This window comes from Lacibacter sp. MH-610 (assembly GCF_045780045.1).
Classification (GTDB): domain Bacteria; phylum Bacteroidota; class Bacteroidia; order Chitinophagales; family Chitinophagaceae; genus Lacibacter.
This window is the reverse complement of the sequence record NZ_CP116002.1, coordinates 2934045-2958200: the sequence shown is the minus strand read 5'-3', so window position 1 is coordinate 2958200 and position 24156 is coordinate 2934045. Positions and strand designations below refer to the sequence as shown.

The 24156-nt window shown below is 41.8% G+C and carries 16 protein-coding genes; 8 read left to right on the top strand and 8 right to left on the bottom strand.

Annotation, left to right across the window (positions count from 1 at the left end; genetic code table 11):
* Positions 1-17: 17 nt before the first annotated feature.
* Genes PDL71_RS13645 through guaA form a run of 6 tightly spaced genes read right to left on the bottom strand, consistent with a single transcriptional unit; the run spans position 18 to position 8081 of the window.
* Positions 18-2519: a ligase-associated DNA damage response DEXH box helicase gene (locus tag PDL71_RS13645; protein WP_407521985.1), complete on the bottom strand. Its 2502-nt coding sequence runs from the start codon at positions 2517-2519 to the stop codon at positions 18-20.
* The gene (locus PDL71_RS13640) at positions 2516-4123 is read right to left on the bottom strand and encodes an ATP-dependent DNA ligase (RefSeq protein ID WP_407521983.1); all 1608 of its coding nucleotides are present in this window, start codon (positions 4121-4123) and stop codon (positions 2516-2518) included. Before PDL71_RS13640 ends, PDL71_RS13645 begins: the two co-directional genes overlap by 4 nt.
* Entirely contained in the window at positions 4120-5151 is a 1032-nt protein-coding gene (locus PDL71_RS13635) for a ligase-associated DNA damage response exonuclease (protein WP_407521981.1), read from the bottom strand. Before PDL71_RS13635 ends, PDL71_RS13640 begins: the two co-directional genes overlap by 4 nt.
* Positions 5152-5313, bottom strand: coding sequence for a DUF2256 domain-containing protein (locus PDL71_RS13630; RefSeq protein ID WP_407521979.1), 162 nt, complete (start codon positions 5311-5313; stop codon positions 5152-5154).
* Between the two features lie 48 nt (positions 5314-5361).
* Positions 5362-6525, bottom strand: a complete 1164-nt coding sequence (locus PDL71_RS13625) for a hypothetical protein (RefSeq protein WP_407521977.1) — start codon at positions 6523-6525, stop codon at positions 5362-5364.
* Positions 6526-6545: 20 nt separating this feature from the next.
* The gene (gene guaA, locus PDL71_RS13620) at positions 6546-8081 is read right to left on the bottom strand and encodes a glutamine-hydrolyzing GMP synthase (protein WP_407528415.1); all 1536 of its coding nucleotides are present in this window, start codon (positions 8079-8081) and stop codon (positions 6546-6548) included.
* Positions 8082-8295: 214 nt separating this feature from the next.
* Between guaA and PDL71_RS13615 the strand changes: the two genes are divergently transcribed.
* Positions 8296-9018, top strand: a complete 723-nt coding sequence (locus PDL71_RS13615; RefSeq protein ID WP_407521975.1) for a head GIN domain-containing protein — start codon at positions 8296-8298, stop codon at positions 9016-9018.
* 425 nt (positions 9019-9443) lie between these two features.
* Here the strand turns inward: PDL71_RS13615 and pbpC are convergent, their stop codons facing one another.
* A complete protein-coding gene (pbpC, locus tag PDL71_RS13610; RefSeq protein ID WP_407521973.1) occupies positions 9444-11798 on the bottom strand; it encodes a penicillin-binding protein 1C in 2355 nt (784 codons plus the stop codon).
* A gap of 274 nt (positions 11799-12072) precedes the next feature.
* Here pbpC and PDL71_RS13605 point away from each other — a divergent pair, with 274 nt between their 5' ends.
* From PDL71_RS13605 to pyrF, 6 genes are all read left to right on the top strand, one after another.
* Positions 12073-17448 (top strand): alpha-2-macroglobulin family protein, encoded by a 5376-nt coding sequence (locus PDL71_RS13605; RefSeq protein WP_407521971.1) that lies wholly within the window; start codon positions 12073-12075, stop codon positions 17446-17448.
* A 119-nt stretch (positions 17449-17567) separates the two neighbouring features.
* Positions 17568-18137 (top strand): DUF4256 domain-containing protein, encoded by a 570-nt coding sequence (locus tag PDL71_RS13600; protein WP_407521969.1) that lies wholly within the window; start codon positions 17568-17570, stop codon positions 18135-18137.
* Between the two features lie 19 nt (positions 18138-18156).
* Positions 18157-18789: an FMN-binding negative transcriptional regulator gene (locus PDL71_RS13595; RefSeq protein ID WP_407521967.1), complete on the top strand. Its 633-nt coding sequence runs from the start codon at positions 18157-18159 to the stop codon at positions 18787-18789.
* Positions 18786-19685, top strand: a complete 900-nt coding sequence (locus PDL71_RS13590; protein ID WP_407521965.1) for a glycerophosphodiester phosphodiesterase family protein — start codon at positions 18786-18788, stop codon at positions 19683-19685. Before PDL71_RS13595 ends, PDL71_RS13590 begins: the two co-directional genes overlap by 4 nt.
* A gap of 80 nt (positions 19686-19765) precedes the next feature.
* A complete protein-coding gene (gene kynU, locus PDL71_RS13585; RefSeq protein WP_407521963.1) occupies positions 19766-21037 on the top strand; it encodes a kynureninase in 1272 nt (423 codons plus the stop codon).
* A 117-nt stretch (positions 21038-21154) separates the two neighbouring features.
* Positions 21155-22003, top strand: coding sequence for an orotidine-5'-phosphate decarboxylase (gene pyrF / locus PDL71_RS13580; RefSeq protein ID WP_407521961.1), 849 nt, complete (start codon positions 21155-21157; stop codon positions 22001-22003).
* A gap of 51 nt (positions 22004-22054) precedes the next feature.
* Here pyrF and PDL71_RS13575 read toward each other — a convergent pair whose 3' ends face one another.
* Entirely contained in the window at positions 22055-22666 is a 612-nt protein-coding gene (locus tag PDL71_RS13575) for an SGNH/GDSL hydrolase family protein (protein WP_407521959.1), read from the bottom strand.
* Positions 22667-22952: 286 nt separating this feature from the next.
* Between PDL71_RS13575 and PDL71_RS13570 the strand changes: the two genes are divergently transcribed.
* Complete coding sequence (locus tag PDL71_RS13570) at positions 22953-24137, top strand: acyl-CoA dehydrogenase family protein (RefSeq protein WP_407521957.1); 1185 nt, start codon at positions 22953-22955, stop codon at positions 24135-24137.
* Positions 24138-24156 lie beyond the last annotated feature (19 nt).

Below are 24156 nucleotides of genomic sequence, written 5' to 3'. Positions count from 1 at the left end.
CTTTTGACGAAATGCTTCTATTTCTTGTTTAATTGCTCCTGCATTCGCCGGATGCGGTCTTCCAGTTTTTCAGTAGAGAGATTATTACGATTTAAGCCATCGGCTATAATAGGGAAGGAGAGGGGCGTGAATTTTGAAGGAACTGTAATGATGATATTACTGCGGTTGATGCGTTGAAAAGCTTCTCTTAGTCTTACTTCTTCCATTTGCTGATCAAATACTTCCTGGTATGCCTGCCTGAGCAATACGTTTTTACTATCATATTCTGAAAACACATTAAACAGCAAACTGGCTGATGCCTGCAGGTGCCGGGCTTTCTTTTGTTCACCGGGAGCAGTTTGCACAATCAAGCCACCAATCACTGCAATGTCTCTGAATTTACGGCGGGCCATTTCAGTTGCATTCACACTTCTTTGCATATCGGCGGTTAATCCTTCCATTGAAAAGAGGCAGGCAGCATTCGTATCATCCACCGGTATGGGTTGATCACTCAACAGTTCAAAACCATAATCATTCATGGCAATGGAAAAAGTAAGCGGATATTGTTTGCCGATACGGTAAGCAAGGATCGCACTCATAGCTTCATGAATCTGTCTGCCTTCAAAGGGATATACCAACAAATGATAACCATCTTTGCTTTCATGATGCTCTATGAGCAACTCATCATCCTTTGGAATATGTGAAAGTTGTTGTTGCAGTTCAAATAACGACTGCAGGTGTTGTAATTCAGGTGAGCTGTCTGACCACTTAGAATTACCTGACAGATTGTGACCTGACACTTCATTGAAAGTTTCTCTCAGTTTTCGCCCGAGGTTGGCCGTAAGGCTCATTCTGCCGCCGTTCCAGCTGGGTACAATGGTTTTCTTTGAGGTGGATTTTTTTACCAGTACAGTCATATCTTTTATCTGCACCAGTTCCACATTTCTTCCTGCAATAATGAAGGAGTCTCCCGGCTGCAGTTTGGTAATAAAGTATTCTTCAATCATTCCGATATAACCGCCGCTTGCCATTTTTACTTTCAGCATGAGATCGCTTACAATGGTGCCGATATTCAACCGGTGACGCATGGCAATTCTGCGGCTGGTAATTTTATACCGCCCACCAATGAATTCCATTTTTTTATAATCATCATATTGCTGCAAAGCCTTGCCTCCGTCTACAATAAAAGCAACTACTTCATCCCATTCCTCTTCTGTCATTTCACGAAAGCAAAACGTTTGTTTTACTTCATGGTAAAGTTCATCAGGTGCAAATCCATCGGATACAGCCAATGTATTGAGGTATTGTATCAGCACATCAAAACAAAGCAGCATGGGATCCTTGCTTTCCACCATTTGTTCTTTAATAGCATCTTTTAAAGCCGCCGCTTCTACCAATTCCAGTGAATGGGTGGGTAAAAAATAAATTTTACTTACTGCATCGGGACTGTGCCCGCTTCTGCCGGCACGTTGCAAAAAACGGGAAACGCCTTTGGGCGAACCCACCTGTATAACGGTCTCCACCGGGCGAAAATCAACGCCCAGGTCAAGGGAGGCAGTGCAAACAACTGCTTTCAGCTTTGCAGTGTGCAATGCTTCTTCTACCCATAAACGTAATTCCTGTTCAATACTTCCATGATGCAGAGCAATGGCTCCCGCCAGTTCCGGTGCATGATTGAGCAACTCCTGGTACCACCGTTCACTCATGCCTCTTGTATTGATAAAGATGAGCGTGGTTGTACTTTGCTCAATGATGGGAATGATTTTATGAATGAGTGTTATGCCCAAATGTCCTGCCCAGGGATATTTTTCGATTTCATCAGGAAGAATGGATTCCACTTCAATCTTCTTATACATTTCTGCTTTTACAATTACGCCACTCTTATTAAGCGTAGCCAGTAAAACTTCTTTCGCTTCTTCTAAGTTTCCAATGGTTGCGCTGATACCCCAAACCGATGGTTTTGTTTTTGCCATGCTCCATTGACTATTCACAATTCGATTCAATGCCAGTTCTACCTGAACACCTCTTTTACCGCCCATCAGTTCATGCCATTCATCCACGGCAATGATTTTAAGCGATTGAAACAATTCCGCATATCCTTTCTGTGCGAGCAATAAATGAAGACTTTCGGGAGTAATGATAAGCACTTCCGGCATTTGCCGTTTCTGTTTGGCTCTGTCAGCAGCAGTTGTATCTCCGTTGCGGATACCAACTTTCCATTGCAAGCCAAGGCTTTGAATTACTTCTTCCATAGCCCGGCCAATATCTTTGGCTAAAGCACGCAGCGGAGTTACCCACAATAATTGTAAGCCATTATTTTTTTTAGTGGCGTACGAATCCGGATGATTGTTGATGAACTGAATCAATGCACCAATAAAAACAGAGAATGTTTTACCGCAGCCTGTGGGTGCATTTACCAAACCGCTTTCGCCTTGTAATAAATGTTGCCATGTTTCTTCCTGGAATGCAAAAGGCCGGATGGATTTGGATGCAAACCAATCATTGAGTACAGCATAACCTTTTGTTTCCTGTAAGTTCATTTACCGTATTGTTTGAGCAGTGCTTTTAAATCATCCAGTGTATTGATTTCATCTGCCGTTTTATCTTTTCTCCAACGGTTCATCCTCGGAAAACGCAACGCTACACCACTCTTATGCCGGTTGCTGGCTGCAATTCCTTCAAATGCAATTTCAAAAACCAATTCAGGCTTTACCGTTCTAACGGGTCCGAATTTTTCCAGGGAATTTTTCTTTACAAATGCATCTACTTCTGCAAATTCTTTATCGGTTAATCCACTGTAAGCTTTTGTAAACGTAACCAGTTTGTCGCCGTCTTTTACAGCAAATGTATAATCAGTATAGAGATTGCTTCTTCTTCCGTGTCCTTTCTGTGCATAAATGAGCACACAATCAATGACCAATGGATCAATTTTCCATTTCCACCAATCGCCACGTTTACGTCCGGTTTGATAAACAGAATCTTTTTTCTTAAGCATTACACCTTCATTGCTATTTTCTCTTGAAAGTGAACGCAGTTCTGTTAATTGTTGCCAATTGGTAAATACAATGGTGGGAGATAATCGAACGACTGGTTGTTGTGCTTGTTGTACTAATTTTTCAAGTAATGATCTTCTGTGCATTAATGGTTGATGTCGGATGTCTTCTCCCATCCATTCCAGTAAATCATAGGCGATAAAAGCCGCCGGTGCTTCCTGCAATTGTTTTTTGCTGATGTTTTTACGGCCAATCCTTGTTTGCAAAGCAGCAAATGGGAGCGGTTGTAGTTCAGTTGCATCTGTATGCATGCAAATAATTTCACCATCAATGGCTACTCCATCGGGAAGCAATTCTTTGAGTATATTATACTCAGGAAATTTTTCTGTTATCAGTTCTTCACCCCGGCTCCACACAAATAATTCACCATTGCGTTTGATGATTTGCCCACGGATGCCATCCCATTTCCACTCTGCCTGCCATTCTTCAACTGCACCTATTTGTTGCACTTCCTCCTCTAATGCATAGGCTAAATAAAAGGGGTAAGGTTTGGAGGCATCAGCTTTCGTATTATCAGCGCTCAGTAATTTCTCAAACGTTGTTGTTTGCGGATTCCAGTTTCCGCTGATGCGGTGTGCAATAATATTAGCATCTGTTTGAACTGATTGAGCCAATGCATTCACTATTGTTTTTTGAGAAACACCAATGCGGAATCCACCCGTGATGAGTTTGTTGAACACAAACCGTTCTTCATAACTCATCTGTAACCATTCGCCGGTAATAAAGTTTTTCTTTTCTTCTTCTGTAGCTTTTTCAAGAGCAATTAACTGATCAAAATAAAACCACAACGGTTGGTTATTGCTTTTTTGTTCCGGTTCAGGTAATAATAGTGCAATGGTTTCAGCCAGGTCACCCACGGTATGATAACTTTCATCAAATAACCATTTTGGTAATTGAACCATTTCAGCACACCAGGTTTGTAGTAAAGTAGAGTTGACGATGCGTTTGGGTCTTCTGCCGCTGAAGAGCGCAATCACCCAAACTTTATCTTTAGCATCTGCTTTTGCAAAATAATGTGCAAGTGCTTCCAGCTTTTCATTGCTGCCGGTGCTGCTGCCTAAATGCTGTACCAGTTGTGCAAATGCTTTCATTCGGTGGTAATATTTACAGCGTTGGAATTGTCTTCTTCCTGTGCACCTTCTTCACCGCCGTATTCTGTTTTTACTTCTGCTGCTGCAATTCCGTTTTCATTAAGATAACGGCTGAACACACTTTGAAAGCCATGCGTTACAAATACTTTTTCAGCACCTGTTGCTTTTACAGCAGCTAACAAACCATTCCAGTCAGCATGATCGCTTAAAGCAAAACCGGCATCCACATTTTGTCTTCGTGCATTACCCCGCACCTGCATCCAGCCACTGCAAACAGCTATCTTGTAAGGTTGAAACCGCTTGAGCCAGGGAGAATCCTGTGCAGAAGAAGGTGCAATTACTACTGCACCTTTAAACGCTTCTTTATTTACAGCATCGCTTACTCTTTGAACGGTTGGTAAAACGATCCCTGATTTTTGCAATGCCTGTTGTGTATTCCATACGGCGCCATGTACAAAAATATTATTGGTAACAGGCGCTACTGCCTGTAACACCCGTTGTGCTTTTCCTAAACTGTAAGCAAAGATGACGGAGCAAATTCCCTGATTGCTATTTGCCTCTACCCACTGCTGCATTTGCTGAAACAGGAATTGCTGCGGCTGCCATTTGTACACCGGCAATCCAAATGTGGATTCGGTAATGAAAGTGTGACAGTTTACAGGTTCAAAGGCGCCGCTCAAACCATCATTCTCTGTTTTGTAATCGCCACTTACTACCCACACTTCACCTTTATATTCCAACCGTATTTGTGAAGAGCCAATGATATGACCTGCCGGGTGCAATGAAATTTTTACACCATTCCTGTACACGGGTTCGCTCCACTCAATACTTTCATACGAATGATTGCCTAAACGTAACTGAAGCAAAGGTTTAGTGAGATGATGGCAGAGATAGTGTTGATGACCACTTCTTGCATGATCGCTGTGTGCATGTGTAATTACTGCATGCGCTACCGGCCGCCATGGATCAATATAAAAATCACCGGCCGCACAATACAAACCCCGATCAGAAAATTCAAGCAGTGCCATTTATTTTGATTCCGAATTTCGGCTTTTTGAACGGGAGTTACGGCAACGATCGCTGCAGTATTTCACTTCCTCCCAAACTTTTTCCCATTTTTTGCGCCAGGTAAAAGGCCGGTTGCAAACAATACAGATTTTTTGCGGCAAATGTTGTTTTTGATGCGGCATACTGCAATAACAGGAAACCCACTCAAAAGTTGACCAACTCTTATTGGATTAATTCATGCGTGATGTAAGCCCGTTCATTCTTTTTAGAATGTACACCTGTTTGTTTTCGTAGTAATCCGGACGGCCGCTTGTTTTGTTAAGTACCGGTTTAAAATCATATTCCAGAAACCAGCGGTAAGATTTGTCGTTTACATTTTTAGAGAGCTGCGAACCGTATTTCAGCAGGAGGTTTACAAAATTGTACGTAAGATCAAATCCTTTAAATGCAAGATCTGAAGGCCGCCCATAGGTAGCATCTGTAAATGTTTTGGTAAAGTGATTCCATTTGGCAGAACCATTATTAAAGAAGGTGGTGCTGTAATAAAGCGGAATGGTTTTCCACTCCGGCTTACTCATTTCCTTGAGTGTTTCCCAGGTAGGCATACCAATCAGTTGCAGGTTGTATTTTTTAGTAAAAGGCAGCGAAGCATTGACCAATTGTACTGCAAAACGCTCATCCAGTGAACCTGCAATGATGATGTTTACTTTTTCACTGTCTAAAACTGCCGCCAGTGTTTTGGTGCTTACTGAATCTGTATTGATTGTTTTCCATTTGAGTAAACCGGTACCGCTGCTGTTTTTATTACTGTTGTTGAAATAAGTATTGAGACGGTCTTCCTGGATTCCTTTTTTGCGGAGATAAATAATGTTAGCCGTTGAAAAATTACGGAGCACAAAATTGTACAAAGCTTCACAATGTACACCAAGCGTGGAATTAGCAATAAACGTAAACGGGTTGTTGGTAACACCACCTTCGTTTGGAAAAGTGGCAGATACGAATGGAATATTTTTCTGAAAAGCAATATCAGCTAACTGCCGGTAATCGGTACCGCTTACTGATCCGATCATGAGATCAAGTGAATCAAATGTTTTATTGTCTTTTAACTGCTGAATGCTTTGTGCCGAAGAACGGATATCAAATACAGAAACTTTGATGTGTTGTTTGGTGCTGATAGAATCAAAAGCCATTAATGCGCCTTCTGTAAAATCAAGGCCCGGCAGCAGGTGCCGGGGCATCTGTTTGTCAAATTTATATTTATCTGCTTCAAAGCTGGAATCAAGATAAAGATTGGTAAAGATACCGATGCGGTACACCTTTATGGTATCGTTCCCCTGTGCTGCCACAATGAGAGAAACGCAAAGGAAGCTGAAAAGAAGTAGTTGTTTTTTCATATACATATGGTTGCAGATGTTTATTCCCACTCAATAGTTGCAGGCGGTTTGCTGCTGATATCATAAACCACACGGTTAATGCCCCGTACTTTATTGATGATTTCGTTGGAAATATGCGCCATGAATTCATAGGGGAGATGCGCCCAGTCGGCCGTCATACCATCAACAGATGTTACAGCACGCAGCGCCAGTGTATATTCATAGGTACGTTCATCACCCATAACACCTACACTTTGTACCGGTAATAAAATAGCACCGGCCTGCCATACTTTATCATAGAGTCCATGTTCTTTTAAGCCATTGATATAAATCGCATCAGCACGTTGCAGCAGATCAACTTTTTCTTCCGTTACTTCACCCAGAATGCGGATGGCGAGTCCAGGCCCCGGAAAAGGATGACGGTTGAGCAAATCAGCAGGAATGCCCAGCTCTGCACCTACACGTCGCACTTCATCTTTAAACAAGAAACGAAGCGGCTCTACCAGTTCCAGTTTCATCGTATCAGGTAAACCGCCCACATTGTGATGCGATTTAATGGTAACGGATGGTCCATGTACACTTACACTTTCAATAACATCAGGGTAAATCGTTCCTTGTCCTAATAATTCCACACCTTCAATAAGGTGGGCCTCACGGTCAAAAACTTCAATAAATGTTCCGCCGATGATTTTTCTTTTTTCTTCAGGGTTTGATTTTCCGGCAAGCTTGGTATAAAAATGTTCTTTTGCATCCACGCCTTTCACATTCAAACCAATAGTGTTATAGGTGTTCAGCACCTGTTGAAACTCATCTTTACGTAATACGCCATTATCTACAAAAATGCCAAAGAGGTTTTTGCCAATGGCTTTGTGAATTAAAGTGGCCGCTACGGTAGAATCAACACCACCACTCAGCGCCATAATCACTTTACGATTGCCGATTTGTTTTTTTAATGCCTCCACCGTTTCTGCAACAAAAGATGCCGGGGTCCAATCACCTTTGCATCCGCAGATGGTAGTTAAAAAGTTTTTAAGCATTTGCTTTCCTTCCACGGAGTGGTACACTTCCGGGTGAAACTGAAAACCATACAAAGGATTCGTTGTTCTTACATTGGCACGAAAAGCAGCTACCGGAATAGAATCTGTTACGGCCATCACTTCAAAACCTTCAGGTAATTCCAGAATGCTATCACCATGGCTCATCCACACCTGTGAGGTAGCGCTGATCTGTTGCAGCAATACATCTTCTTTCTGTTTGTGCAGGATAGCACGACCATATTCCCGTTTCTCACTTTTTTCCACCCGGCCGCCAAACTGCTTGGCTGTAAGCTGGGCGCCATAACAAATACCTAAAACCGGCAGGGAGCGGTTTAAGAGTTCTACATCCACCACAGGTGCATTGGCATCGTTTACAGAAAACGGGCTGCCGCTGAGGATGATGCCTTTCAGGTGTTCATCCACCACAACGGGTTTATGGTAGGGAACAATTTCGCAATACACATTGCATTCACGAACGGCACGGGCTATTAACTGGGTATATTGACTTCCGAAATCGAGAATGAGAATCTTGTCTGTCATGGTGCGGCGAAGGTAACAAAATCCGTTTAGACGAAGACGGCCATCGGCAGCAGGAGAGGTCATGTTCTGCAACTATTATTAAATATTGAAAAAACACAGCAAGTAATTTGCAGGATGGCTGTAGTAAATTATCTTTGACCTGTTCCAACTTTCTCCACTCTGCACATCATTACAGGATGTTGCTGTTCTTATTATAACCTTTAAACAAAATGAAATGAACAGACTTTTTGCTGCACTGCTGCTGCTCACCCTGGTATTTACTTTTTCTGCCTGCGGGTGGCGAAATGTAAGAGGCAACGGTAATGTAATTACTTCTAACCGGAATGAAGGCCGATTTGACGGTGTAAAAACAGCAGGTTCTTTTGACCTGTATGTGAGCCAGGGAGATGATTATAGCATCCGCATTGAAGCCGAAGAAAACCTGATGAAGTATATTCTTACTGAAGTGGAAAATGGAGAATTAAAAGTGAGGGTAAAGCGTGGTGTAAACCTGCGTCCCCGCAAGGATATGAAAGTATTTGTAACCGCTCCACGTTTTAAAGAGTTGGGTATTGCCGGCAGCGGTAATATTATTGCCGAGACAAACCTTAGTTCTGATAGCCCGATGGAATTCAGCATTTCCGGCAGTGGCGATATCAGGGCAAGTGCTGTCGATGCTCCAAAGATTACAGTACGTATTGCAGGTAGTGGTAATGCTTCGCTGGCAGGTAACACCCGTGATGCGGTGTACCGTATTGCCGGCAGCGGTGATATTAAATGCCGTGAGCTGAAAACAGAAAACACTGAAGTGCATATTGCAGGTGGTGGCAATGTGTGGAGTTTTTGCAGCCAGAACCTGGATGTACATATTGCCGGCAGCGGTGATGTACATTATGCCGGCAACCCCGTAAACGTAAAACAAAAGATTGCGGGCAGTGGCAATATGATTAAAGAATAAACTACAAACGATTGCGGAACTGTTTCGGACTTTTACAGGTGATTTTGAACCTTTTTTATGGGTTGTTACTGCTGTAAAAGCTCCTACATTTGCACCAGCCCGTTTTTAAAATCCAGGTTCTCGTTCAGAATCCTCTCCTGTGAAGCCCACGATTGAAACCACATTGTACAATCCGTCATATAGAACAACTCATTCCGAAATTTATTTTGGTACACGTTCCATCCCGCTGTTGAGGCGGGATGGTTTTTTTATGGGTGATTTAAAAGCAATCTTTAATTCAAAATTGTTTTTGCAGCGGTATAAATTTCAATAGTCCACAATTAAAACAGTGTTTTATACGAAACAGTTGCTTTTGTTGATTTTATAAATCAACTTATCCGTAAGCGCTATAAAATCCGGTTCAGTTTAAATAATAAAACTTTTCCCTACAAGTCCACATACTTCACCGTTATTCTTATATCCCTGTTTCTTCCTTTATCATCAGTGCAGGAAATTTTTACTGGGCCTTCATCCGGCATAAAAAACTGTTTACTTCCTGCATCGGCTGCTTTGTAAAAACGGTTGTTGATGTACCAATACACACGGCTCACATCATTCCCCGTTTCGCAAACTAATTGCAAGGGCTCCGGGTGTTTTTTGCTGATGAGGTATTCCGTTCCGTTCACGGGTGATTGTATTTGCGGGGCACCACTTGTGAATATTTTTTCACAATCGGGGTTATGCGGCGGCAATGGTTCATAAGCAATGCTGTTTACCTGCATCCAGTTTTGCAGTTCAGGCGCCAGCAGTTTGTACCATTTGCGTTTAAAACCGGTAGCAGGTTCACAACTTTTACAATAACTTATTTTCTCATTGGCACTCACTGCAATTTCCTGCATGTTGTTACAGCTTTGCGAAGAGGAAATGCCTGGTATAAAATAATCTAAGGCCAGGTGTGTGCAATGATCGGCCGGAGGCAGCCCGGTTTCTGTACAAACCTGTCGTTGTTCCAGTGTAGGTGGTGGCGTAAACCAGGAACGATTAGCATCATAATCCAACGTATTAAAAATACGGAAGAGCAAAGGGGTAGCCGTTTGTGCCCCGCTGAGTTGTGCATTTCCTTCGCCCGAAAAATTTCCTACCCAAACACCAACTGTATATTTTTCATTATAGCCAATACTCCAGGCATCTCTTCGACCGTATGATGTGCCTGTTTTCCAGGCAATTTTCGGAAGATGGGCTGTGGCTTCCCAGTGCAGGGGAAAATCAGGCCGGTTAATCCTGCTCAGAATATCTGTAACCATATAAGCGGCATCAGCTGAAATAATACGACGGGCTGTTTGTAATGAATCTGTTTGTAAAAAACGGGGACGATTGTACAAACCTTCAGCCGCCAGGCAACTGTACAAACCTGTGAGTTGTTCCAAAGTAGTGCCGCAACCACCAAGGATCAAACTCAGACCTAAACCCTTTTGCTTGTTTTGAATTTGCGTAAATCCCATATTGCTCAATTGCTGAATCATTTTTTCTGTCCCTAACAGATTCAAAGCTTTTACCGCCGGAATATTGAGGGAGTTTTCAAGTGCATATTCAATAGTAACAGGTCCGTTAAATGTTTTATCATAATTCTCCGGGGCATAGCCGGCATAATTTACCGGCACATCGTTCATCATCTTTTTAGGTGTGAGCAGGCCTTCATCAAAACAAAGTGCATACACCAATGGCTTTAAGGTACTGCCCGGTTGGCGTACAGCAGCAGCACCGTTTACCTGCCCGCCATCAAGCGTATCTTTAAAGTTTCCACTGCCTACATATGTAATCACACGGTGGGTTTCATTGTCAATAATCATCACCGCAGCATTACGGATATTGCTGAGGCGTAGTGTACGTACATAATCTTCCACCAGTTTTTCTGTTTTCAGTTGGAGGTTGAGTTGGAGGTTGGTTTTAATAATGGAGCTTCCTGATTGCTTGAGCTTATAAGCAAGATGCGGTGCCAGTTTTGGTACTTCGCTGCGTTTTGCAAGAAGTGGTTCGGCTAAAGCATCCTCAATTTCTTTAGGAGTAAAAATTTTTTCAAGAGCAAAACGGTGCAGCCATTTGTTACGTTGTTCTCTAATGGCATCATTGTTTTTGCCCATTACTAAAGACGAAGGCCGGTTAGGGATGATGGATAAAGCGGTGATTTGTGCAAGGGATAAATGATCGGGATTTTTACCAAAGTACAGGAGCGAAGCCGCTTTTACACCTTGGATATTTCCGCCATAAGGAATGAGGTTGAGGTATAATTGCAGGATTTCTGCTTTGCTGTATTTGAGTTCCAGTTGCAGGGCCCGGAAAAGTTCGATGCATTTGTTGAAGATGGTTCTCCGCTTGGGTTCCAATGCTCTTGCTACCTGCATGGTAATAGTACTGGCACCGGATGTGCGCCTTCCCGTAAACACATTCATTACAAATGCCCTGGCTAAGGCAAAAGGGTTGATGCCGGGATGAACGTAGAAATATTTGTCTTCTTTCTGCACAATCGTTTTCCGCAGCAGGGGAGAAATTTCCTGCAGTTCGGTTTGCATCCGCCATTGTTCATCCCCGGTGAGAAATGCATGGATCACTTCACCTTTGCTATCCGTAATAATAGTTGAATACTCTATCTTATCCGGCAAGGGAAAAAAAAGATGCAGCAGGAAGAATACCAGTAAAAATAAAAGCAAAACGATGCCGGTGCGTTTGAACAGTGTATTCATACGCCTGCCATTGATGGGTGCCAATGCTATCTTGTTTGGTTTGTTACCGGAGTTCGTCATCCTGTGTATAACGATTATTGATTCCTGCTCAAAGCTGCTGATTTTACAGGAATCTACAGAAAAGATTTAAGGGCATTTGCCAGTTTATAAATAACATCAGCTTTTAAGTTTACCTCAAGTTATCCTTATTTCTTTCATGCAGTAGTACAGTTAAAAACTTTTCCTCTTCATTTATCAATTCTTTAATAATTTAAACTTGCAAATGATGTAATGGCGTTTGTAATTTCATGTGCAAATTAACCTTCCTTCAAAACAACTTTCAACCTTTTGTTTTATGCGTAACCACCTGCACCTGCTCCTGATGGCAGCAGCACTGCTCCTTTTTGTTTCCTGTAACCGAAATACTATAAGTCTGGCTGATACGAATGCTAAAGGCGAAGTACAACTCTTACAGAATTTGATTTTCCGTTTTTCAAAACAGCTTGTGCCTGATTCTCTGCTCAACCGCTGGGATTCCACAGCTTATATAGAGTTTGAGCCAAAGATCCGTGGCCGCTTTCGCTGGGAGCATGGTGATGAGCTGATCTTTTCTCCTGCTGAACCTTTGGCGCCTGCCACTACTTATAAAGCATCTATTGGCAGTGAAGTGCTTTCCTTTAGCAAATTCGGAAAAGTGCAGGTAGATAAAACGATTGAGTTTTATACACCTGATCTGCAGCTTGAAAATTCTAATATCACCTGGGTGCTGGATGATGCTTCCGGTAAAGCTGTTCCGCAGGTAGATCTGTATTTCAACTATGCAGTAACGCCGGCGCTGCTGAAAGAAAAGCTCAATGTAACCGTGGATGGTGAACCAAAGGATTACAGTTTACAAACCATCAGCAACGATAAAAAGATTTCACTCCGCATTTTAAACATCAAAGCAGAAGACCGTGATTATACAACTGCTGTTTCGCTGCAGAAAGGTCTTGTTCCTGAGGGTGGAAAAAATGCAACCAAAGATGTGATTGAAGAGAAATTCACTATTCCTTCACCATATACACTCACCATTACGAATGTAGAGGCAAGACATGATGGCCTGAGCGCAACCGTAAAAGTGCTTACTTCTCAACAGGTGGTGGAAAGCAGTTTAAACAGTTTTATCAAACTTACACCAGTTGTAAAATATGGTGTGGAAGTGGTGGAAGATGGTTTTGTCATCAGTGGAGATGCGTTTGATGTGAGTAAGACCTATGATTTACTGCTTACAAAAGGTTTGCGTGGAAAACTTGGTGGTACTTTAAAGGAAGATTACAAAACCAATATTGCTTTTGGTGAATTGGAGCCCTCCGTTTCTTTCAGCAATAACAAAGCAGTTTATCTTTCAGCACAGGGTAATAAGAATATTGAAGTACGCATTACCAATATGCCGAAAATAAAAGTGATTGTTTCCAAGATTTATGAAAGCAATTTGCTGGCGGCTCATCGTTATGGTTATTATCCCAATACAGGAAATAATGATTACTACTATGAAGAAGAAGGTAACTCAACCCTGGGCGATGTGATTTATGAAAAAGAAATCGATACCAGGGCATTGCCCAAATACGGAGGCAGCCGTCTGTTTAATTTTAATGTTGATGACAGGTTGAAAGATTTTAATGGTATTTATCATTTACGTATTCAGTCCACAGAAGATTACTGGTTAAACGACAGTCGGTTTATTTCTATGAGTGATATTGGTTTGATTGCTAAAGAAGGGAAAGAAAAAATGCTCGTTTTTGCCAACTCCATTAAAACCGCAGCTTCGTTGAGCGGAGTAACAGTTACTGTTTATGGTGCCAATAATCAACTGTTGGGAACCGGCAATACCAACAGTGATGGTGTGGCAGAAATTGCATACATCCGGAAAGAATTCAATGGGTTTAAACCGGCAATGGTGATTGCTAAAACAGCCGATGATTTTAATTACCTGCCGTTTCATAACACAAGAGTAAACACCAGCCGCTTTGATGTAGGAGGTAAGGGTTGGAACAGCAGTGGCATGGATGCATTTATTTACGGCGAACGTGATATTTACCGCCCCGGCGAAAAAATTAATGCCAACATTGTATTAAGAACCGCCGATTGGAAAAGCCCGGGTGAGTTACCGGTGAAGATGAAGTTTATTATGCCCAACGGAAAAGAAATGAAAAGCTTCCGTAAAATGCTCAATGAACAGGGAAGTGTTGAGTTGAGTATTGAATTGCCATCCGCAGCAGTTACCGGCAGTTACCAGTTAGAACTTTATTCCGGTAATGATGTATTGCTGGGCAGTAAATCCTTTAGTGTGGAGGAGTTTGTGCCTGATCGTATTAAAGTAACAGCAGCACTCAGTAAAAAAACATTAAATACTGGCGACAGTGCTTCTTTAAAAATCAATGCTGTTAACTTTTTCGGTCCGCCTGCTGCTAACAGAAATTATGAAACAGAAATTCAGTTCCGCCAATCTTTTTTTTCTCCGGACAAATATGAGAAATACAATTTCGCACTTGCAAATCAAACAACATTTTTTGACAAGATTGTAAATGAAGGAAAAACAGATGCCAATGGAAATGCTGTGGAAGGCATCACCGTTCCGGCTTTGTATAAGAACATGGGATTGCTCTCTGTAAATATTTATACCACTGTGTTTGATGAAACCGGAAGACCGGTAAGCCGTGTTGCCAATGCAGATGTGTTTACGCAAAATGTGTTTTATGGCCTGGGTAGTGACGGGTATTATTATTACCCGCTCAATCAAAGCATCAAGTTTCCATTGATAGCTTTAAGTAAAGATGAAAAAGTGGTAAATGCTCCTGCTAAAATACAGGTGATTAAACATGAATACAGAACGGTACTGAGTAAATCAGGCGACTATTTCCGTTACGAATCGCAAAAAGAAGATAAAATTCTGAAGGAAGAAGTGATAACAGTAAGTGGTGAAAACAGCAGTTATGTATTTGTACCCCGTGCACCGGGTGATTATGAAGTACGTATTTATGCGCCCAATGCTGAAACATATGTAAGCCGTGGTTTTTACAGTTACGGTAATTGGGGGTGGGGTGATAACAGTTCTTTTGAAGTAAATACCGAAGGAGAGATTGATATATCCACTGACAAGAAAGAATATTTTACGGGAGAAAAGGCGAAGCTTTTGTTTAAAACTCCTTTCAGCGGACGGATGCTGGTAACAATTGAAACAGATAAAGTGGTTTCCTATCAATATGTAAATGTAGAAAACCGTTCTGCTTCCGTTGATTTTCCGCTGGGTGCTGAACATCTGCCCAATGTGTACATCTCAGCTACATTAATAAAACCTCACAGCGTAAGTGATATACCATTAACAGTTGCACATGGCTTTCAATCACTGAAAGTGGATGAGAAAAGCAGGAAGATGGACGTACAAATCACCAGCAACAAAACAACACGGAGCCGCACGCATCAGAAAGTAAAAGTAAAAGCAGCGCCGGGCAGTTATGTAACGCTGGCGGCAGTTGATAACGGTGTGCTGCAGGTGAGCAATATGCAAACGCCTGATCCGTATCATTATTTTTATCAGAAGAAAGCCTTGGGCGTAAATGGGTTTGATTTATATCCTCTTTTGTTTCCGGAGTTAAGAGCACGCTTAAGCAGTACCGGCGGCGACGGGGCTGACATGGAAAAGCGAAATAATCCCATGCCCAACAAACGTGTTAAGATTGTAAGCTATTGGAGCGGTGTGCAAAAGGCTAACGGTAGCGGTGAGGCGAGCTTTGAATTTGAGGTACCGCAGTTCAGCGGTGAAATACGATTGATGGCAGTAGCTTATAAAGATGAAAAGTTTGGTGCCGGTGAAACGAATATGACGGTTGCTGACCCTGTAGTAATAAGTGCAGGGCTTCCGAGATTTTTAAGTCCGGGTGATACAGTTACAGTGCCCGTTACACTCAGCAATACAACAAAGAATGCAGCCAATGCTAAAGTGAATATAAAAGTGTCAGGTCCATTGCAGGTAGTAGGAGCAGCTTCCCAGCAAACAGCTCTTGCTGCCAATGCTGAAAATAAAGCAGTTTTCAAAGTAGTTGCCCAACAGAAAATTGACAGTGGCCGCATCCGTATTGAAGTAAATGCATTGGGTGAAAACTTTTTTGATGAAACCCAGATCACTGTTCGTCCACCATCAACTTTGCAAAAAGAAAGTGGCAGCGGAACCATTAATGCAGGAGCATCACAAAACATCGTTATTGCAGCTAACAGGTTTATGCCCGGCAGTGTTAATTACCAACTGGTCATCAGTAAATCGCCGGTGCTGGAACTGGGCGATCAGTTGAATTACCTGTTGCAGTATCCATATGGTTGTACTGAGCAAACAGTAAGTGCTGCTTTTCCGCAACTGTACTTTGGTGACCTTGCTGATGCCATGAAGAAAAATAAATTATCAACCACAACATCAGTCGCCAATATCAATGAAGCGATTCGTAAAATTAAAATGCGGCAATTATACAATGGTGCTGTTACACTTTGGGATGATGAAGGCACAGCCAACTGGTGGACAACAGTATATGCTGCTCACTTTTTACTGGAAGCACGCAAAGCTGGTTATGATGTTGACAATAGCCTGGTAGAAACAATGATGGGCTATCTCATAAACCGTTTGAAAACAAAAGAAACCATTGAGTATTATTATAACAGAACAGAGAAAAAGAAAATCGCTCCCAAAGAAGTTGCTTACAGTTTGTATGTATTAGCATTGGGTAACCGTGCCCAGATAAGTGTGATGAATTATTATAAAGCCAATGCCACCTTGCTTTCTCTTGACAGCCGGTATATGCTGGCAGCTGCTTATGCATTAATGGGCGATAAGAAATCATTTAATGCGATGTTGCCGGGCGCCTTCAGCGGTGAAATAAGTGTTGCCCAAACAGGGGGAAGTTTTTACAGTGATGTTCGTGATGAAGCGATTGCTCTCAATACACTTGTAGATGTTGATCCCGGCAATGCACAGATTCCCGTTATGGCCAAACATGTTTCCGGATTGTTGAAAGAACGTTACTGGCTCAGTACACAGGAGCGTGCTTTTGCTTTCCTCGCTATTGGTAAAATAGCAAAGCGTGCGGCAGCAGCTAACATACAGGCCGATGTGAAAGTGAATGGTAAAACGGTGAGCAGATTCAATAATAATGATCTTAAATTAAATGCTGCACAGTTAGGTGGCACCAATATTGAACTGGTTACAAAAGGTAGTGGTCGCTTGTACTATTATTGGGTGGCTGAAGGAGTGAGTGCCGCAGGAGATTATAAAGAAGAAGACAGTTATTTAAAAGTGCGACGTCAGTTTTACAACCGTTACGGACAAATGATTACAGGAAATACGTTTGCCCAGAATGATTTGATCGTAGTAAAGGTTACGGTTGAAAAAACATACAGCAGTACCATTGAGAATGTTGTACTCACTGATCTGTTGCCTGCCGGTTTTGAAATTGAAAATCCGAGAACAAAAGAATTGCCGGGTATGGATTGGATTAAAGATGGATATACTCCCACAGCATTGGATGTGCGTGATGATCGCATTCATTTCTTTGTTGATGTAAGCAACAATAAGCAAAGCTATTATTATGCAGTAAGAGCCGTTTCGCCGGGTATGTACCGGATGGGTCCTGTAAGTGCTGATGCTATGTACAATGGTGAGTACCATTCTTATCATGGAGCCGGATGGATTCGAATTCAACAATAATCATTTTTTAAGAAATAGATTAATTATAGATATGGCAGGTACTGTTTAAGTTTTTAGGCAGTACCTGTTTGCTTTTTCATTGTATCACGAAGTATATTTACAACTATAAAATCAATCTTATGCCGGGTCAGTCAAAAAAGAAGTTAAGTGCAACTGAACAGGATGAACTGTTGCAGGTGCTACAGTTGCGTTTTCAAAAAAACAGTAAACGGCATCAGGGTATTGAATGGAAAGAGGTGGAGAAAAAGTTGCTGACTAAAAAAGAAAAACTATGGAGTCTTAACCAAATGGAGGCAACAGGTGGTGAGCCTGATGTGATAAGTTATGATAAAAAAACCGGTGAGTATTTGTTTGTTGATTGCTCTGCAGAATCACCATCCGGTCGCCGCAGTGTTTGCTTTGATAAAGAAGGATGGGAGTCAAGGAAAGAACATCGCCCTGCCAATAATGCCATTGATATGGCTTCTGAAATGGGTATTGAGCTGTTAACAGAAGAACAGTACAGGCAGTTACAACAACTCGGCCATTTTGATGCAAAAACTTCCAGCTGGATACAAACGTCTGGTTCCATACGAAAGCTTGGCGGGGCACTCTTTGCTGATTACCGCTATGGTACTGTATTTGTGTACCATAACGGCGCACAATCTTATTACGGTTCCAGGGGATTTCGTGGATGTTTGCGGGTGTAACATATCTTATCTTTGCCCCATGTATACTCTTCCTCATTTCAAAGAACCTGATGAACAGGTGGTGATTGATTTTGTAAAAAAACATCCCTTTGCCATGTTAATTGGAGTAGATGCAGAGCATCAACCCGTGGCAACACAGGTTCCGGTGTTTATTGACGAACGGGATGGACAATTATTTCTTACCGGACATATTCAGCGCAAAACAGATCATCATAAAGCATTTGAACAAAACCCACATGTTCTGGCAGTATTCACAGGCGCTCATGCGTATATCAGTGCCAGTTGGTACGAAAATAAAGAAGTGGCCAGCACCTGGAATTATATGAGTGTTCATGCAAAAGGTGTGCTTCGTTTTTTATCCAATGCAGAGTTGTATGAAGTGCTGAAAAGAACCACTCATCATTTTGAAAACAATCCGCATTCACCTTCTTTGGTTGAAAAGATGAGTGATGAATATGTACAGAGTAATTTGAAAGCGATTGTCGCTTTTGAAGTGGAAGTAAAGGAGTTGAATCATGTCTTCAAGCTCAGCCAGAATCATAGTAAAAAAAATTATGACCAAATCATTCATCAGTTACAGCAACAGGGTGGGGAAGCCAAAGAGGTTGCTGATATTATGGAAGCAAGAAAACATAAAGTATTTAATAAATGAGATTCCTACTCCTCCTGATTTTTATGAGTTGTGTACAGGGTAAAAAGCTTGCGAACCCTCCTGCTAAGGTTGAGGGTTTTGATAAACAGGGGCATCGTGGTTGCCGTGGCCTGATGCCGGAGAATACGATTGCTGCTATGTTGTATGCATTGGAGTTAGGTGTTACTACACTTGAGATGGATGTAGTGATAACTAAAGACAAAAAAGTGATTTTGTCTCATGAGCCTTTTTTTAATCATGAAATAAGTACTCCACGATTTGGAATTTATGTAAACGCACAGATTACACAGCAAAATGAAAGAGAGTGGAATATTTATCAGATGAATTATTCTGATGTAAAAAAGATTGATGTTGGCTTAAAACCTCATCCACGTTTCCTTCAACAAAAAAAGACGGCGGCTTACAAACCTTTGCTCAGCGATTTGCTGGATAGTGTACAACAATACATGATGATGGCGAAACGTCATTTACCTTTTTTTAATATCGAAACCAAATCCATGCCTGCAACGGATGATGTGTTTCATCCCAAGCCTGCTGAATTTGTTGAATTGTTGATGACTGTTGTCAAAGAAAAAGAAATAGAAGACCGAGTGATTATTCAGTCATTTGATTTCAGAACGTTGCAATATCTGCATCAAAAGTATCCGCATATTAAAACAGCCATGCTTATTGAAGATTTTGATAAGCGTGGTATTGAAAAACAAATAGAAGCATTGGGCTTTCAACCTGCAATTTACAGCCCGCATTTTTCATTGGTGAATGAGAAGTTACTGGCGTATTGTCATCAACGAACTATAAAAGTTATTCCATGGACAGTAAATAAGAAAGAAGAAATAGAACGGTTGAAGAAAATGGGTGTTGATGGAATTATTACGGATTATCCTGATTTATTTTAAACGCCATCTGACGCCCTCGTCTGATGGCTCTTATATCGGTAATTTACAGGTCAGACGAGGGCGTCAGACCAAATTCAAACATGCAATTTCAAAATACGCTTGCTTTTGCACAACAGCTGGATGCGAACGATCCATTAAAAGAATTCAGGGAACAGTTTATCATTCCTGAAAAGGATGGTAAGAAGCAGATTTATTTCCTGGGTAATTCATTGGGGCTTCAACCCAAGCGAACCAATGACTACCTGCAACGCATCATGAAGGATTGGGCTGCACTAGGTGTGGAATCTTTTTTTCATGCCAAAGAGCCGTGGATGGATTATCATGATGCACTTACACCAACACTCAGCCAAATTGTTGGTTGTAAACCGCATGAGTTGAGTGTGATGAACAATCTTTCGGTGAATTTGCATTTGATGCTGGTGAGTTTTTATCGTCCGCAGGGAAAGCGCTTCAAAATTTTATGTGAAGCCAAAGCCTTTCCCAGTGATCAATACATGATGGAAACACATGTAAAACATCACGGCTATAATCCTGAAGAAGCGATCATTGAAATCAAACCAAGAGAGGGTGAACATACCATAAGAACGGAAGATATTCTGCAAATCATTGTGCAGCATAAAGAGGAATTGGCATTGGTATTGTTCGGCGGTATTAATTATTACAGCGGCCAGGTATTTGATATGAAAACCATTACGCACATGGCACAAGCCGCAGGTGCGAAAGCAGGATTTGACTTAGCACATGCTGCAGGTAATATCGAATTACAGTTACATGATTGGAATGTTGATTTTGCCTGCTGGTGTTCTTATAAATATCTCAACAGTGGTCCGGGTGCCGTGGCTGCTGTATATATACATGAACGATATCATAAGTCAGAAATGAATCGTTTTGCGGGCTGGTGGGGTTATGAAAAAGCAACCCGTTTTAAAATGGAGAAAGGATTTATGCCGATTCAATCAGCAGAAGGCTGGCAATTAGGCACGCCTGCCATGTTTATGCTGGCGAGTCATCGTGCAGCATTAGATGTGGTAAAAGAAGCAGGATGGGAGAACATCAATGGCAAACGAAAATTATTGACGGCTTATTTATGGTATGTACTGGATGAAGTGAATGCTTCGCAGGCAGCACCCATCATTGAATACATTACCCCGAGAAATGAAACAGAACACGGCTGCCATGTAAGTATGAATATGCTGCAAAAAGGAAAAGAAATTTATAATGCATTAATGGCAGAAGGATTTTTTGTGGATTGGCGGGAACCGTCGGTAATCAGATTGGCACCGGTGCCATTGTACAACACCTTTGAGGAAGTGTGGAAGTTTGGTGATGCGTTGAAAAAAATATTAAAATGAGTTTTTTTCGGTATCTGAAGTTGTTTATCCCCTCCTTGGAAGAGCCGCAGAGTCTCAGAATAAGTAATAACTTAAAGGGGGTGGGTTTGAAAAATTTTATCTTGTATTTTCGCAGCAATGACACGCACTCAACTTGTTGATCATATCCATCAAAAACAATCCTACCTATGCGTAGGTCTTGATACAGATATTTCAAAAATCCCCAATCATCTTCAATCACATCCAAACGCCATAGTAGAATTCAATAAAGCCATCATTGATGCTACCAAAGATTTTTGTGTGAGTTATAAAATTAACACGGCTTTTTATGAAGCAATTGGAGTGAAGGGCTGGGAGGCGATGGAAGAAACAGTGAATTATATTCCTTCCACCCATTTTAAAATTGCTGATGCCAAGCGGGGCGATATCGGTAATACTTCTTCGCAATATGCCAAAGCATTTTTTGAAACCATGAATTTTGATGCCATTACTGTGGCGCCTTACATGGGTGAAGACAGTGTGCGACCTTTTTTAGAATATGATGGTAAATGGGCCATTGTATTGGGATTAACCAGTAACAAAGGCGCCCAGGATTTTGAATTGAAGCAACTTTTAAGTGCAAATGGTGAAGAACATCTTCGTGCTGAGTATTTGTATGAGCGTGTGTTGAGAACGGTTTCCCAATGGGGCCATCCGTCTAACCTGATGTTTGTCGTTGGCGCTACACAAGCGGAAGAGTTTGTAAACATCCGTGAAATCATTCCCGAACATTTTCTATTAGTGCCCGGCGTGGGAGCACAGGGCGGCAGCTTAAAAGATATTTCGGAAAAGGCTATGAATGATTCATGTGGCTTACTCGTAAACGCCAGCCGTGCTATTATTTATGCAAGTGAAAAAGAAGATTTTGCTGAAGAAGCAAAAGCGATTGCTGAACAGTATCAATTTGAGATGAAAGGTTATTTGCCCTCATCCCGTAAAGAAGATTAATTCTGATTCAACCGCCGTCAGGGTTTGCAACCGCTGACGGGGTAGTGTGCATCATTTCATCTCCTTCATCATCACCTCCTTCACCTTTTCTGCCCAGCGTGCATAATCTTTGGCTGATGGGTGCAGTCCATCCTTCGCAACCAAATCTTTATCGTTCACCGCCTCTCTTGTAAACGGCGTGATATTGATATAATGCACTTTGTATTGTTTGCTGATGCGTTCATTGATGCTGTTGTACACATCAATTTCTTTAGCGATTTGTTTTCGGTCTCTGCCTTCTGCAAATGGAGTAACACCCCAGTCAGGAATGCTGAGGACAATTACATGATTGATATTGCCGCCAGCATAACTAATCGCTTGTTGTAATAATTCTTCAAATTGCTTGGCATATTCATCTGCACTTCTGCCACGGTATTGATTGTTGACACCAATGAGCAGTGTAACAAAATCAAAAGGTACCGCTAAACGTGTGCGACTTAACTGTTCCTGCAATTCATCAGTAGTCCATCCTGTTTTTGCAATGATGGTGGGTTCGTTGATAGCGATGCCTGCTTTCTTTAAAAGTGAAACTGTTTGATGGGGAAAGTTTTTTTTCAAAGGTACTTTTTCGCCAATAGTATAGCTGTCGCCGAGTGCTAAATATGAATTTTTTTTTGTTTGCATAAAGGCAGTATTTGCAAAAGCAAGAAGAAGAATGGTTGTTAAAGCTATTTGTTTCATTTTGATTGAAAAGTACAATTTTTTATTATCGTTGAGGTGCTCATTCGTACATTTGTCACCTGTTTATCCCCTCCCCGGAGGGGTGGCGGAGACTCAAACATTCAAGATGATTGAAAGGGGTGGGTCCTACGGCTCCGCTCAGGATGAATAGAATTCAAAACGTACAAGAGTGCGACGCAACAGAAGTTTTATAGTAGTAAAAAGCCGATAACAAAAAATTGCTTCCAATATGTCAGTTAAACAAGATTTATTTCAAAGCCCCGATTATTTCCTCGTTGATGAATTGCTTACAGATGAACAAAAGATGATTCGTGACGCAGTGCGTTCTTATGTAAAGAAAGAAATTTCACCCATCATTGAAGAGTATGCACAGCGTGCAGAGTTTCCTGAACATATTGTAAAGCAGTTGGGCGATTTGGGATGTTTTGGTCCGACCGTACCAACAGAATATGGTGGCGGTGGTTTAGATTATATCAGCTATGGATTAATGATGCAGGAATTGGAGCGTGGTGATAGCGGTGTGCGTTCTACTGCCAGTGTACAGGGTTCGCTGGTCATGTTTCCGATTTATGCGTATGGAAGTGAAGAGCAGCGAAAAAAATATTTACCCAAGCTGGCAAGTGGTGAGTGGCTCGGATGTTTTGGTTTAACGGAACCCAATCATGGAAGCGACCCCAGCAGTATGCTTACCAATATCAAAGATGCAGGCGACCATGTGATTTTGAATGGTGCAAAAATGTGGATCAGCAATGCACCTTTTTCGCAAGTAGCTGTGGTGTGGGCAAAAGATGAAGCGGGTGATGTGCGTGGTGTAATTGTGGAAAGAGGAATGGAAGGTTTTTCAACTCCTACAACACATGGCAAATGGAGTTTGCGTGCCAGTGCCACAGGTGAATTGGTATTTGATAATGTAAAAGTGCCGAAAGAAAATGTTCTGCCGAATGTAAAAGGATTGAAAGGTCCGCTGGGCTGTTTAACCAAGGCACGCTATGGTATTGCATGGGGTGTAATTGGTGCGGCCATGGATTGTTATGATACCGCCTTGCGTTACGCTAAAGAGCGTGTACAGTTTGGAAAACCCATTGCAGGGTTTCAACTTCAACAAAAAAAGTTGGCAGAGATGATTACTGAAATCACCAAGGCTCAATTGCTCAACTGGCGCCTTGGTGTGTTGATGAATGAAGGAAGGGCTACTCCGCAACAGGTGAGCATGGCCAAGCGTAACAGTTGTGAAATTGCTACCAATATTTGCAGGGATGCAAGGCAGATGCTGGGCGGTATGGGTATTACCGGTGAGTATCCCATTATGCGCCACATGATGAACCTGGAGAGTGTGATTACCTATGAAGGTACCCATGATATTCACTTGCTCATTACGGGTATGGATGTAACGGGATTGAATGCGTTTAAGTAAGTATTCTTATTTTCCCGGT